Raw genomic sequence first — 14,160 nt, forward strand, 5'->3', positions numbered from 1 at the left:
TCATCCTAATGACAGTGCGTAAGAGCAGTCCTGCGACAGCTCAGGAAATCATTAACATCTTGACAGAATAGCTGTTTTGTGTTATAGTTCAGCTATACAATTTTCGTATCTATTAACATATCTTGGGTATCCTATGGTGTTTCGTCATGCTTATCCAGAGTTGGATCGTACTTTGAAAATGAAATAGACTTTATACTCTGGTATGCTGTAGCTTATAAGTAGATAGGGGAGATAGGATGAAGGATAAAGAGTTATTATTAGCGATATCAAATATAGTGCAATCGCAAATCGATCCTTTGAAACAGGATGTATCAGAGCTGAAGCAGGATGTATCAGGGCTGAAGCAGGATGTATCAGGGCTGAAGCAGGATGTATCAGGGCTGAAGCAGGATGTATCAGGGCTGAAGCAGGATGTTTCAGTGCTGAAGCAGGATGTATCAGTGCTGAAACAGGATGTATCAGTGCTGAAGCAGGATGTATCAGTGCTGAAACAGGATGTATCAGGGCTGAAACAGGATGTATCAGTGCTGAAGCAGGATGTATCAGGGTTGAAGCAGGATGTATCAGTGTTGAAGCAGGATGTATCAGGGCTGAAGCAGGATATTTCGGACGTAAAAGCAGACATCCGGCATCTTCAGAGGGAAGCAGCCGATACGAAAGAGGAAGTAGTTGTTATAAAGTTAGTGATTGAAAATGATATTAGGCCAAGGTTGCAGAACATAGAGGACTGTTACCTCACAACCTTTCACCGTTACCAGTCCAAGGCAGCTCAGATAGATACAATACAGACAGATATTGATGCCATAAAGGGTGTTGTATCAGAGCATGGTGAGGCAATTCAGAAATTGCAGTTAGCGTAAAATAAAAGAACATATCAAAAAGAGTGTAAGGTCTATGGAGTTAAAAGAGTTTACACTCTTTTAATAATTTTAAGGGGCAGAGCTCTATTGAGAAATCAAGAAAATAATTGTATGATAGAGACAGGGAAAGTAAAAGAAGAAATGGGGAAAATTATGAAAAAAATGTTATTTATTTATAATCCGCATGCCGGCAAAGCGGCTATCAAAAACAAGCTTTCCGATATTGTAGAGCTTTTTGTAGGAGTAGATTATGAGGTGACTATTTTTTCGACAAGAGAAAAAAGGGATGCGACAAAGATTGTAAAAGAAAAGGGAGAAAACTATGATTGCATTGTCTGCTCTGGTGGCGATGGTACATTGAATGAGGTAGTAGATGGACTTATGACTTTAGAAAAACGTCCACCATGCGGATATATGCCGACAGGAACGGTGAATGATTTTGCTTCCAGCCTGAAGATACCGAAAAGTATTATGGTTGCAGCCCAGAATGTTATTGATGGACAGCCCTTTGCTTATGATATCGGCTCTTTGAATAATGACCATTTTAATTATGTAGCAGCTTTTGGGGCCTTTACCCAGGTAGCTTATGAGACTCCACAGTCCTTTAAAAATGTTTTTGGAAAGCTGGCTTATCTGATGGATGGAGCTATGAGGCTTGCAAATTTAGAGTCTTATCATGTTAAGGTAAGCTATGAAGGCGGTATAGTAGAGGGTCGTTTTATTCTCGGAATGATTACGAATTCAAATTCAGTTGCAGGGCTTAAAGGGCTGACAGGTAAAAATGTTAAGCTAAATGATGGACTTTTTGAAGTTGTTTTAGTAAAACAGCCCAATAATGCGATAGAGCTTCAGGCGATTATCAATGGACTTCTGATGCGGGAGCATGATGATATTCATATCTATTCCTTTCGTGCAAGCCATATTGAGCTAAGTAGTGAAGAGGAAATAGCCTGGACAGTAGATGGTGAGTATGGAGGTACCTATAAGGAGGCTGTCATTGAAAATCACAGAGAAGCGGTAGAGTTTATCTGTCCGAAGGAAAAGCCAGAAAAAAAGGGACTGGTAGAGAAAATAATTGAAAAGGAAATAGAAAATGAGAGAGCGATTGACAAAGAATGATGTAAAAAAGATAGAGGAGGAAATTGAATATCGTAAGTTGGTAGTCCGTAAGGAGGCTATTGAGGCAGTGAAGGAAGCCAGAGCACATGGGGATTTAAGCGAAAACTTTGAGTACCATGCAGCGAAAAAGGATAAGAATAAAAATGAGAGCCGTATCCGTTACTTAGAGCGGATGTTAAAAACAGCAGAGGTAATAGAGGATAGTTCCAGTGAGGACGAGGTAGGTATGAACAATATAGTGAAGCTGTATATAGAAGAGGATGATGAGGTGGAGACCTATAAACTGGTAACTTCTATCCGCAGCAGTTCCTTAAAGGGACTTATCAGTATTGAATCTCCTCTGGGAAAAGCAATTTTTGGAAAGAAGGTCGGAGAAAGGGTATCGGTGAAGGTTAATGATACCTACAGTTATGATGTTATTATTCAAGGGGTAGAAAAAAATACAGATGACAGTGAGGATGAGATAAGAAAGTTTTGAAGAAGCTAAAGCAGCCCTTAATGCACTTGGGGAATAGTGCAACCTCATTGGCATTGGTGACAATGCTAGCGATATTTGCGGCACCACAGCAGTGACCAGTGCTCCCATGGAGCAATCAATAGGAGCACTGGCCGGAGAAATCGTTGCAATAATCTCCGTTTGCTGTATTTTAACGCTCTTTTGCTTTGTATTTACCTTATCCCAAATGGGGATCTTCTGAAATTACAGTAAAGCCCCCCAGAAGCCCGGGTAGGAAATATCGACACATTCAGAACCAAGAATATCTGTTGTGCCATCAGCGGCCAGTCCGGCTACAGCAAAGGACATAGCAATACGATGATCTGCTTTTGGGTCAATGACAGCACCGTGAAGTGGTCTGCCACCGTGAATAATCATGCCATCTTCGGTAGCTTCGATATCAACATCCATAGCCTTCAGATTGGAGACAACGGTATCAATACGGTTGGATTCCTTGACCTTTAATTCAGCGGCATCCTTGATAATGGTAGTTCCTTCAGCATATGCGGCCATAACGGCGATAATTGGAATCTCATCAATCAGGGCTGGAATCAATTCACCACTGATGGTGGTTCCGCGAAGGGAAGAGGAGCGGATAATAAGGTCTGCAGCCGGTTCACCGCCCAGAGTACGCTTATTTTCATAAGCAACACTGCCACCCATGGCCTTTATGACCCGAAGGATACCGTCACGGGTTGGGTTAATGCCTACATTTTTTAAAAGGATTTCAGAATTTGGAACAATAAGTCCGGCAGCGATAAAATAGGCTGCCGAGGAAATATCTCCTGGTACAAAAACCTCACGTCCAGTCAAATGAGAGGCTGAGTCAGAGGTAATGCCCGAAAGCTGTGCCGTAGTATCTCTGGTAGAGACAGGAACTCCAAAATAACGGAGCATAAGCTCTGTGTGATTTCTGGAAATATAAGGTTCCGTCACGGCTGTTTCCCCTTCCGCATAAAGTCCGGCCAGCAAAATAGCGGATTTTACCTGGGCTGAGGCAATAGGAGATTGATAATGAATTCCTCTTAATGAGCTTCCAGTGATTTCCAGAGGTGCACAGCCATTATCTCTTATACTTTTTATACGGGCACCCATCTGGGAAAGTGGTGTCATAATGCGACCCATCGGACGTTTTTGGATAGATTCATCGCCATTAACCGTTACGGTAAAGGGCTGAGCTGCCAGGATACCGGACATCAGACGGGTAGTAGTACCGCTGTTTCCTACGTCTAAAACACTGCTTGGGCAGGAAAGACCGTAAAGTCCCTTGCCCTGGATAGTAACCGTGCCGGGAGCGTGGGCGAAGCCTTTATTTTCAATGGTAATTCCCATTTTTTGAAAACACTGTATGGTAGACAGACAGTCAGCTCCCTGCAGAAAATTTGTAATTTCTGTTGTACCCTCGGCAAGAGAGCCGAGCATAATGGCACGGTGGGAGATAGATTTGTCACCTGGAATGGAAAGCTCTTTTTTCAGTCCTGTTCGTCTTTCTATTTTCATAAGAACCTCATTTCTGTATTATCGTTGATAGATGGTGTAGTGATGGCGTTTTAAAAGATCAGCTGCCTGTTCTACAGCTGTATCCTCATAAAATTCCATATGAAGTACACCCTCTTCAAATTCGCGGTTATGTAAAATACCAATATTTTTAATGCTGATACTATTGCTGGCCAGAAGTGTGGCAATGGATGCGATAGCTCCAGCCTCATCAATGATATCGAGGTACAGCTCGTAAACTCTTCCTGGAGCATTTACCCTGCGTTTTGGAATGGAGTCACGGTAATCCTTGGCTGCCTGGAAGGTATTTAAAAGTCTGGCTTCTTCCTTTTCAGAAATCAAGGCCTTCATAGAAGAAAGCTCCCCAATATAGCGGTCTAAAAAGGTGGTAATACTGTCGCTGTTGGTAAGGCAGATGTTCTGCCACATGACAGGTGAAGAGGAGGCAATCCTTGTAATATCCTTGAAGCCACCGGCCGCCAGAGAAAACATGTGATTTTCCTCATCATCGCTGGTACGCACCATATTGACCAGACTGGAAGCAATAATATGAGGTACATGACTGATGGCAGCAACAATATTGTCGTGTTCATTGCAGTCTAAAACAATAGGAATTGAGCCCATAGCTTCTACCAGATTTTTTAAAAAGGTAAGATCCCTAGCAGAAGCGTCTTCTGTTGGAGTCAAAATATAATAGGCATTTTCCATTAATAGTGAGTCTGCATTTTCATAACCGGTTTTTTCGGAGCCTGTCATTGGATGGCCGCCGATAAAGGAGGCAGTCATGCTAAGCTTCTGTACAGCCTCATAGATATTTCCCTTTACGCTGCCGACGTCTGTAAGGATGGTATTCTTCGACAGCAGAGGTTTTAAGCTTTTTAGATAAGAAATATTAGTAAGTACTGGAGCACACAGGAAAATAATCCGGCAGCGCATAAGCTTTTCTTCAAGACTGGTCTCAATACCATCCAGGATGCCATCCTCCAAAGCTTTTTGTAAAGAAGGATGAGGAATGGTGCCATGGTGATTCAGAGCATAAAGCTGACAAGCCGGATATGCTTTTTTCAGTGCCTTGGCGATAGAACCGCCAATCAGACCAAAGCCGATAAAACCGGCACAAAAGTCTGTTTCCATATAAGAAGCCTCCTAAAGTTAAAAAGTTTTATTCATTAAAGCGGCAAATGGACGAAGCTCATCACACAGCTTCTCGAACTGGGTGAAGGTCAGAGACTGCGGTCCATCAGAAAGTGCTTTTTCCGGGTTCGGATGTGTTTCAATCATCAGACCATCAGCACCAGCAGCAACCGAAGCTTTAGCCATTGGGGCAACATAGTTGCGGACACCGGTGGCATGGCTTGGGTCTACGATAATAGGAAGGTGGCTTTTTGTTTTAATGACAGGTACTGCACTTATATCCAGAGTATTTCTGGTAGCAGTTTCAAAGGTGCGGATACCACGTTCACATAAAACAACATTAGGATTGCCCTCTGCCATAATATATTCGGAGGCATTGAGCCATTCATCAATCGTAGCGGAGAGGCCACGCTTTAGAAGAATTGGCAATCCGGTTTTTCCAGCTTCCTTTAATAAATAGAAATTCTGCATATTCCGGGCACCAATCTGGAGCATATCCACATATTTGCAGGCCGCTTCAATAGCATGGAGACTGGTAACCTCGCATACAATAGAAAGACCGGTTTCATCCTTTGCTTCTTTCATAAGCTTAAGACCGTCCTCCTCAAGACCCTGGAAGGCATAAGGAGAGGTTCTTGGCTTATAAGCACCGCCGCGGAGAATCTGAGCTCCAGCCTTTTTAATAGCAATTGCTGTTTCCATAACCTGCTTTTCACATTCAACGGCACATGGACCGGACATGATAATCAGCTCATCTCCGCCAATCTGGGTATCCCCAACCTTAATTATCGATGGAAGTGGATGGAATTTGCGGTTAGAGAGCTTATAGCTTTCGGTAACCTCAACAATTTTATCTACGCCGTCAAAAATCTCCAGGTTCTGGTCACGAAGCTTGGATTTGTCACCGACAACACCGATGATTGTAACCTCCCGGCCTTCTGACAAATGGGTGTCCAGCTCTCTGGAGTGGATAAAATCTACTATGTTTTTAACCGAAGCTTCGGAGACTCCTGGTTTCATTACGATAATCATGAAAAAACGCTCCTTTTAAGTAAAATATAATCTGTCTAAATTCTACTATATAAAAAATGCAATGTCAATACTTCATAACTTTAAAGTTTTACAGTTTAATGTAAAATAATAATTGATTAAATTGTATAAATTGCTTGCAAAATTAAATGGAAATTAGCTTGTAAATTTCGCATAAAAGTATTGAATTTTTTGAAAATTTTTAGTAAAATATATACATGATTGAAAAATCAAATAATTCGTATTGGAGGAACACACTATGGAGACTTACAAATATGAGAAGATTAGGAATGTTGCCCTTTTAGGGCACGGCGGCTGTGGTAAAACAACCTTGGTAGAGGCCATGGCATTTACCACAGGAATTACAAAGCGTCAGGGGAAGGTAGAAGAAGGTAATACCGTCAGTGATTATGACAAAGAAGAAATAAAAAGAGGTTTTTCCATGAGTACATCGGTAGTTCCTATTATCTGGGAAGATACCAAGATTAATTTTTTAGATACTCCAGGATATTTTGATTTTGTTGGGGAGGTAGAGGAGGCACTGCAGGCAGCAGATGCAGCTGTTATTGTTATTTCTGCAAAGGCGGGAGTAGAAGTAGGAACCATGAAGGCATGGGATTTATGCGAAAGATTCAAACTGCCTAGGATATTTTTTGTAACAGATATGGATGATGATAATGCCAGCTACCGTGAGGTAGTAGAGAAGCTGACAGAGCTTTACGGAAAGAAGGTTGCTCCGTTCCATCTGCCAATTCGTGAAAATGAAAAGTTTGTTGGCTATATTAATGTAGTAAAAATGAAAGGAAGAAGATTTACTACAGCTAGTGATTATGATGAATGTGAAATTCCAGATTATTCGAAAGAATATCTTGAAAAATATAGAGAGCTTTTGATGGAAGCAGTTGCAGAAACAAGTGAAGATTTAATGGAGAAATATTTTAATGGAGAAGATTTCACAAAGATTGAGATGTCAACTGCTTTAAGAAGCAGTGTTACTGACTGCAGTATTGTTCCTGTACTGATGGGCTCAGGCTTGAATGCACAGGGTTCTACTATGCTGTTACAGGCGATTGAAAAGTATTTCCCATCTCCAAACCGCTGCATCATTACCGGTATTAATACAAAGGATCGTACCACCTACAATGCAGACTATGATGCAAACAAGGAGATGACAGCCAGAGTATTTAAGACAATCGCAGACCCATTTATCGGTAAATTTTCCCTGGTAAAGGTATGCTCCGGTGTGTTAAAATCGGACGCGGTTGTTTATAATACCAGAACAGAGACAGAGGAAAAGCTTTCCCGTCTGTATGTGCTGAGAGGAAAGGAGCAGATTGAAGTAAAGGAGTTGTATGCAGGTGATATCGGAGCCATTGCAAAGCTTTCCAATACGGCTACCGGTGATACCCTGGCTACCAAGGCAGTTCCGATTGCTTACAACGACTTAAAGATTTCCGAGCCATATACCTATTTGAGATTTAAGACTAAAAATAAGGGTGACGATGACAAGGTTTCTCAGGCTCTGGCTAAGATGATGGATGAGGATAAGACTCTGAAGGTAGTAAACGACAACGAAAACCGTCAGACCCTGTTATACGGCATTGGCGAGCAGCAGCTGGAGATTGTTGTTTCTAAGCTTTTATCCCGTTATAAGGTGGAGATTATGCTTTCTAAGCCAAAGGTTCCATATCGTGAGACCATTCGTAAGAAAGTAAGAGTGCAGGGCAAGCACAAAAAGCAGTCCGGCGGACATGGACAGTATGGTGATGTACATATGGAATTCGAGCCATCTGGTGATTTAGAAACACCATATGTATTTGAAGAGAAGATTTTCGGTGGAGCAGTTCCAAAGAACTATTTCCCAGCAGTAGAAAAGGGCTTGGCAGAAAGTGTATTGAGAGGTCCTTTGGCAGGCTATCCTGTAGTTGGCATCAAGGCTACCCTTGTAGATGGTTCCTACCATCCGGTTGATTCTTCCGAAATGGCCTTCAAGATGGCTACCATTCTTGCTTTTAAGCAGGGTATTATGGAAGCAACTCCGATTTTATTAGAGCCAATTGTATCTTTAAAGGTTGTAGTTCCAGAGCGATTTACTGGTGACGTTATGGGTGATTTGAATAAGAGAAGAGGCCGTGTTTTAGGAATGAATCCACTTCATAACGGAAAGCAGGAGATTGTTGCTGATATTCCACAGTCTGAAATCTTTGGATATTCTACCGAACTTCGTTCTATGACCGGTGGTATTGGTGAGTTCTTCTATGAATTTGCAAGATATGAGCCAGCTCCATCTGATGTACAGGCAAAGGTAATTGAAGAAAGTAAGAAGGATGGAGAGAGTGAATAATTGATATAATTTTGGTTTATCGCATTGAAATAATTTGATATTGTAACTTCTTTTATACAGCAGACAGGTTCTGTAAAGTTTTGCTTGCGATAGCTCGCTCCTTAATATCGCAAGCAAAATCTTTGCAGAACCTGTTTGATATCAAAGAATTTACATTTACCAAAATCTTTCAATACAAAAACCAAAACATCTATCGTTCCACATAAAACCTTAGCCCGGGAAGCTCTAATGATTGATAGACTTTACCAGGCTAGGGTTTTGTGTGGAATGATAGATATTTTGTCTTTTAAAATTTATATAGAACATCTTAGGAAAAGGTTAAAGTGTACCGCTTGCACAGAAAAACTATTTTTGATAAAATGTAAGCTGGAAATGTCAAAGAGAAATGGCTTGTGGATATGGAATGATTATCTTTTACCTTCTCTTATGATTCCAATTGTTATTTTGTTTTTATTTACCCAGAACCAGATTATGCAGGGAATGGTAGATGGTGCAATTAAGTAAGAGGAGGTAAAAAAGTGGAACGTGCATGGTGGAAAGAGGCGGTAGTATATCAAATATATCCGCGTAGCTTTATGGACAGTAATGGAGATGGAATAGGAGATTTAAAAGGAATTACAAGTCGTCTGGATTATTTGAAAGAATTAGGAGTTGATGTAATATGGCTCTCTCCAGTGTATCAATCTCCGAATGATGACAATGGATATGATATTAGTGACTACCAGAATATTCTGGAAGAATTTGGTACAATGGAAGATTTTGATGAGATGCTTGCGGCAGCACATGAGTACGGTATTCGAATTGTGATGGATTTGGTAGTAAATCATACATCAGATGAGCATAAATGGTTTGTGGAAAGTAGAAAGGGTATAAATAATCCATATCGTGATTATTATATTTGGCGTAATGGAAAAGATGGGAATGAACCACCCAATAATTGGGGCTCATGCTTTTCTGGTTCTGCATGGGAATATGATAATGCGACAGATATGTACTATTTGCATTTATTTTCTCCGAAGCAGCCAGATTTGAACTGGGATAATGAGAAGGTGCGTGAGAGCATATTTTCTATGATGGACTGGTGGTGTAGGAAAGGAATTGATGGATTTCGAATGGATGTCATCAGTATGATTTCCAAGACAAAAGAAATGCCAAATGGAAAAGTAGCTGATGGTAGATTGTATGGTGATTTTTCGCCATATTGTGTACATGGACCCAATGTACACCGCTATCTGAAGGAGATGAATGAAAAAGTGCTTTCAAGGTATAACCTGATGACAGTTGGAGAGACAGCAGGTGTTACTGTGGAAGAAGCAAAGCGTTACGCAGGAAAAGATGAGCATGAACTTAATATGGTATTTCAATTTGAGCATGTGGATATAGGAAACATAAATGGAAAATGGAACAAAAATCCGGTGCCATTAGTTGAACTGAAACGAATTATGTCTAAGTGGCAGACAGAATTGGAGGGGAAAGCCTGGAATAGTCTTTATTTTTCTAATCATGATCAGCCACGAGCTGTGTCACGTTTTGGAAATGACAGTGAAGAGCATCGTGATCGCTCTGCTAAGATGCTTGCAACCTGCCTTCATATGATGCAGGGAACTCCTTATATTTATCAGGGAGAAGAACTTGGGATGACAAACCGACAGTTTGAGGACATCAGTCAGTTTCGAGATATTGAAAGCTTGAATGCTTATCATGATCTGGTAGAAGTAATGCATAGTATGGATAAAGAGGAAATGCTTTCCTGCCTGCAATATAAAAGTCGCGATAATGCACGCACACCGATGCAATGGGATGATAGTATGAATGCGGGATTTACAACAGGAAAACCGTGGATTGGAGTAAACCCTAATTATAAAAAGATCAATGCAAAGGAACAGGTAGCAAATCCAAGCTCGGTATTTCATTATTATAAGAAGCTGATTGCACTTCGCAAAAAATATCCAATCATTGTATATGGTTTATATGAACTATTGTTGCCGGATGATCCTAATCTTTATGTGTATAGGAGAGCATTGGATATAGAACAAATGCTTGTTATATGCAATTTTACAAAAGAGCTGCAGGCAGTTACAATGCCGGAAGTATTTGAAAAAAATGGCTGTGAAGTACTGATTTCAAATTATGGAAGAGACAACGGAAAGATACAGGAATTGTATCCGTATGAAGCATTGGTATTATATTATAAGTCGGAGGTATAGGATGAAGAAACAGTGGTGGCATGATAAGATTGGTTATCAGATATATCCGAAGAGTTTTCTTGATTCCAATGGTGATGGGATCGGAGACTTACTTTTTTATGGCTGTCTCCTGTGTTTACAACGCCGCTGGTAGATCAAGGCTATGATATTTCTGACTATTACAGCATTGCTCCCCGGTTTGGCACAATGGAGGATATGGACGAGCTGATTGCAGAAGCAAAAAAACGTGATATGTATGTGCTGATGGATCTTGTTGTAAACCATTTCCTGTTTTGGTGGTAGTGTGTGGGAGCCGCTTCCTGGACATGCGGATAAATACTATATGCATCTTTTTCATAAAAAACAACCGGACTTAAACTGGGAAAATAAAGAAGTAAAAGGCACTGCAGGTTGTGAAAAAATATAGCCGGGACAATGCTCGTACACCGATGCAGTGGGATGACATGCAGGATTTACGACGGGAAAACCATGGATGGTTGTCAATCCAAATTGTAAAACAATTAATGTAAAGGCACAGATTAATCGGGATGACTCTTTATTTTCATTTTATCAGAAATTGATTGCATTACGCAAAAATCAGGAATACAAAGAGGTTTTTGTATATGGTACATTTGAGTCATGTGCATTGCCGGAAAAGAATCTGATGGCGTATCTGCGAAAGACAAAAACCAAGAAGCTGTTTATAGCAGCAAATTATCAGAATGAGACACAAGCAGTGGTATTGCCGGGAAGAATAAAACATATTTTGTTAGCAAATGATAAGGTAGAAGAACAGGACGGAAAAATAGTCTTAAGTGGTTATCAGGCAGTTGTTATGGAAGTAGAATAAGGGAAGGTTTGTAGGTTATTTTGATTTTTAAGATATGAAAAGAGTGTGGTATTATAGCTCTTACATTCGACCTCCTGTCTCAGGTCCGCTCAAAAACAAGGCATAATCTGTCTTTTGATGAAGGGCAAAGGTAATCCCTTCGATACCCAGGGTGATATATTCCAGTGGGTGGGAAGAATAAGAGGTCTCGGTGTGAGTAATCTGAGGATTAATGATCTTTCATGATGCTAAGAGTAAATAGAAAAAGCAAGAAATCAGCAAGAGCTTCAATGGACGAAAGGAGAAGAAAATGAGTGAGACAAAGGGACGCTTAACAATACCTACCGATGTGGATGTGGTGGACAAGACATTAGAGCTGATTAAAAAGTGGGGTGCGGATGCAGTTAGAGATTGTGATGGAACAGAATTTCCGAAGGAATTAAGAGAGATTGGGTTAAAAATTTATTCTACTTATTATACAACCCGAAAAGATAATGCCTGGGCAATGGAAAATCCCGAGGAAATCCAGCAGATGTATTTAATGACACCATTTTATACAGCAGAGTGCGATATTCTTTGCGTTCATCTGATGAAGGGGCTGTATCCGGACATGTTAAAGCCGAACAGCCGGGATGATATCAAACGCTGGTGGGAGGTTGTAGACCGGACAACGGGAGAGGTTGTAGATGTCGATGGCTGGAGCTATTCAGAGGAAAACGGAGATGTAACAATAAAAACGGTTCCATTTCATGAATATACAATAAGCTTTCTGGCTTATATCATGTGGGACCCGGTACATATGTATAATGCTGTTGTGAATGACTGGAAGGATGTGGAGCATCAGATGACCTTTGATGTCCGTCAGCCTAAAACTCATGATTTTACAATGAAGCGGTTAAGAAAATTTATTGAGGAGCATCCGTATGTGAATGTACTTCGTTTTACTACCTTCTTTCACCAGTTTACCCTGATTTTTGATGAGCTGGCGAGAGAAAAATATGTGGATTGGTACGGCTATTCTGCATCTGTAAGTCCATATATTCTGGAGCAGTTTGAGAGAGAGGCAGGCTATAAGTTCCGTCCGGAGTTTATTATCGACCAGGGCTATTATAATAATCAGTATCGGATTCCGACAAAGGAATTTAAAGATTTCCAGGCATTTCAGCGTCGTGAGGTGGCAAGAATTGCTAAGAAAATGGTTGATATTACCCATGAATATGGCAAGGAAGCTATGATGTTCCTGGGAGACCACTGGATTGGAACAGAGCCATTTTTAGAGGAATTTGCATCGATTGGTCTGGATGCTGTTGTTGGAAGTGTCGGAAATGGACCAACCCTGCGTCTGATTAGTGATATTGAGGGTGTAAAATACACGGAAGGCCGTTTTCTTCCGTATTTCTTCCCAGACACCTTCCATGAGGGCGGTGACCCGGTGAAGGAAGCAAAGGTTAACTGGGTAACAGCTCGGCGGGCTATTTTAAGAAAGCCAATTGATAGAATCGGCTATGGCGGCTATTTGAAGCTGGCAGCAGATTTCCCTGAGTTTGTGGATTATGTAGAAAGTGTAGGAGATGAATTCCGTGCCTTATATGAAAATATCAAGGGAAGGACGCCATATTGTGTGAAAAAGGTTGCTGTTTTAAACTGCTGGGGTAAGATGCGGGCCTGGGGCTGCCATATGGTACATCATGCGATTTATCACAAAAAGAATTATTCCTATGCAGGGGTAATCGAAGCTCTTTCCGGGGCACCATTTGACGTAAAATTCATCAGCTTCGATGACATCAAGGAAAATCCGGATATTTTAAAGGACATAGATGTTCTGGTAAACGTAGGAGATGCGGATACTGCTCATACCGGCGGAGAATGGTGGTGTGATGCAGATATCGTAACTGCAGTGAAGAAATTTGTTTACAATGGTGGCGGCATCATTGGTATAGGTGAGCCTACTGGACATCAGGCGAATGGTCATTTCTTACAGCTTGCTAATGTTTTTGGTGTAGAAAAAGAAACTGGCTTTACTCTGGGCTATGATAAATATAACTGGGAAATCCATAGCCATTTTATCACTGAGGATATCGGAGAAACGATTGACTTTGGTGAAGGTATGAAGGGAATCTATGCTCTGGAGGGGGCAGAGGTTCTTTGGGGAGAGGAAAAGGAGGTACAGCTGGCTGTCAATGATTTTGGCAAGGGCCGTGCGGTCTATATCAGCGGACTGCCCTATAGCTTTGTCAATAACCGCCTGTTTTTCCGTGCTGTCTTATGGGCTTCCCATAGTGAGGAGAAATTAAAGACCTGGTACAGTGAAAATTATAACGTAGAGGTTCACGCTTATCCGGAAAACGGAAAATACTGTGTTGTAAATAATACCTATGAGCCGCAGAAAACAACGGTTTATACTATCAATGGAGAAAGCTATCCGCTGGAAATGGAAGCAAATGAGATTCGATGGTATAGCTGCTAACCACTATTAATATAAATAGAAAATCCGTTATGGTAGGGAATAAATTCCTTACTATAACGGATTTTTTATTCGGTATGAAATTAACGGCATATTTCTATTTGTCCCACATATATTTTATTGTACAAGACCTTAGGCAAGAGAAAGCATTCTGGTAATATGTCAAGAACAATTTGAGAAGATTTTTGGATGATTTATGTAA

At 40.9% G+C, this 14,160-nt stretch carries 10 protein-coding genes and 3 pseudogenes; 10 read left to right on the plus strand and 3 right to left on the minus strand.

Annotation, left to right across the window (positions count from 1 at the left end; all coding sequences use genetic code 11):
- The first annotated feature begins 236 nt into the window (after positions 1 to 236).
- From ASU35_RS15170 to ASU35_RS15180, 3 genes are all read left to right on the plus strand, one after another.
- On the plus strand, positions 237 to 860 hold the full coding sequence (locus ASU35_RS15170; RefSeq protein ID WP_058353826.1) for a hypothetical protein: 624 nt from the start codon (positions 237 to 239) through the stop codon (positions 858 to 860).
- Between the two features lie 153 nt (positions 861 to 1,013).
- On the plus strand, positions 1,014 to 1,979 hold the full coding sequence (locus ASU35_RS15175; protein ID WP_058353836.1) for a diacylglycerol/lipid kinase family protein: 966 nt from the start codon (positions 1,014 to 1,016) through the stop codon (positions 1,977 to 1,979).
- On the plus strand, positions 1,954 to 2,457 hold the full coding sequence (locus ASU35_RS15180; protein WP_058353827.1) for a GreA/GreB family elongation factor: 504 nt from the start codon (positions 1,954 to 1,956) through the stop codon (positions 2,455 to 2,457). Before ASU35_RS15175 ends, ASU35_RS15180 begins: the two co-directional genes overlap by 26 nt.
- A 222-nt stretch (positions 2,458 to 2,679) precedes the next feature.
- On the opposite strand, the gene aroA is transcribed toward ASU35_RS15180, so the two are convergent.
- Genes aroA through aroF form a run of 3 tightly spaced genes read right to left on the minus strand, consistent with a single transcriptional unit; the run spans position 2,680 to position 6,138 of the window.
- The gene (gene aroA, locus ASU35_RS15185; RefSeq protein WP_058353828.1) at positions 2,680 to 3,975 is read right to left on the minus strand and encodes a 3-phosphoshikimate 1-carboxyvinyltransferase; all 1,296 of its coding nucleotides are present in this window, start codon (positions 3,973 to 3,975) and stop codon (positions 2,680 to 2,682) included.
- An 18-nt stretch (positions 3,976 to 3,993) separates the two neighbouring features.
- Complete coding sequence (locus ASU35_RS15190) at positions 3,994 to 5,106, minus strand: prephenate dehydrogenase (protein ID WP_058353829.1); 1,113 nt, start codon at positions 5,104 to 5,106, stop codon at positions 3,994 to 3,996.
- 18 nt (positions 5,107 to 5,124) lie between these two features.
- Positions 5,125 to 6,138, minus strand: coding sequence for a 3-deoxy-7-phosphoheptulonate synthase (gene aroF / locus ASU35_RS15195; protein ID WP_058353830.1), 1,014 nt, complete (start codon positions 6,136 to 6,138; stop codon positions 5,125 to 5,127).
- Between the two features lie 256 nt (positions 6,139 to 6,394).
- Between aroF and ASU35_RS15200 the strand changes: the two genes are divergently transcribed.
- The 7 genes and pseudogenes from ASU35_RS15200 (at position 6,395) to gnpA (ending at position 13,961) form a co-directional block, all read left to right on the plus strand.
- On the plus strand, positions 6,395 to 8,479 hold the full coding sequence (locus ASU35_RS15200) for an elongation factor G (protein WP_058353831.1): 2,085 nt from the start codon (positions 6,395 to 6,397) through the stop codon (positions 8,477 to 8,479).
- A 384-nt stretch (positions 8,480 to 8,863) separates the two neighbouring features.
- Positions 8,864 to 8,983: pseudogene (locus tag ASU35_RS20965) on the plus strand (carbohydrate ABC transporter permease); the annotation flags it as partial.
- A gap of 14 nt (positions 8,984 to 8,997) precedes the next feature.
- Complete coding sequence (locus tag ASU35_RS15210; protein ID WP_058353833.1) at positions 8,998 to 10,686, plus strand: glycoside hydrolase family 13 protein; 1,689 nt, start codon at positions 8,998 to 9,000, stop codon at positions 10,684 to 10,686.
- Position 10,687: 1 nt separating this feature from the next.
- Positions 10,688 to 11,065, plus strand: a pseudogene (locus ASU35_RS20810) (alpha-amylase family glycosyl hydrolase); the annotation flags it as partial.
- A gap of 75 nt (positions 11,066 to 11,140) precedes the next feature.
- Positions 11,141 to 11,257 (plus strand): annotated as a pseudogene (locus ASU35_RS20970) (alpha-amylase family glycosyl hydrolase); the annotation flags it as partial.
- On the plus strand, positions 11,243 to 11,515 hold the full coding sequence (locus tag ASU35_RS20815; protein ID WP_479714991.1) for a hypothetical protein: 273 nt from the start codon (positions 11,243 to 11,245) through the stop codon (positions 11,513 to 11,515). The pseudogene ASU35_RS20970 and the gene ASU35_RS20815, both read left to right, overlap by 15 nt.
- A gap of 289 nt (positions 11,516 to 11,804) precedes the next feature.
- On the plus strand, positions 11,805 to 13,961 hold the full coding sequence (gene gnpA / locus ASU35_RS15220) for a 1,3-beta-galactosyl-N-acetylhexosamine phosphorylase (RefSeq protein WP_058353835.1): 2,157 nt from the start codon (positions 11,805 to 11,807) through the stop codon (positions 13,959 to 13,961).
- The last annotated feature ends 199 nt before the right edge of the window (positions 13,962 to 14,160 follow it).

The sequence above is a fragment of the Acetivibrio ethanolgignens genome (genome assembly GCF_001461035.1).
Lineage (GTDB): Bacteria > Bacillota > Clostridia > Lachnospirales > Lachnospiraceae > Velocimicrobium > Velocimicrobium ethanolgignens.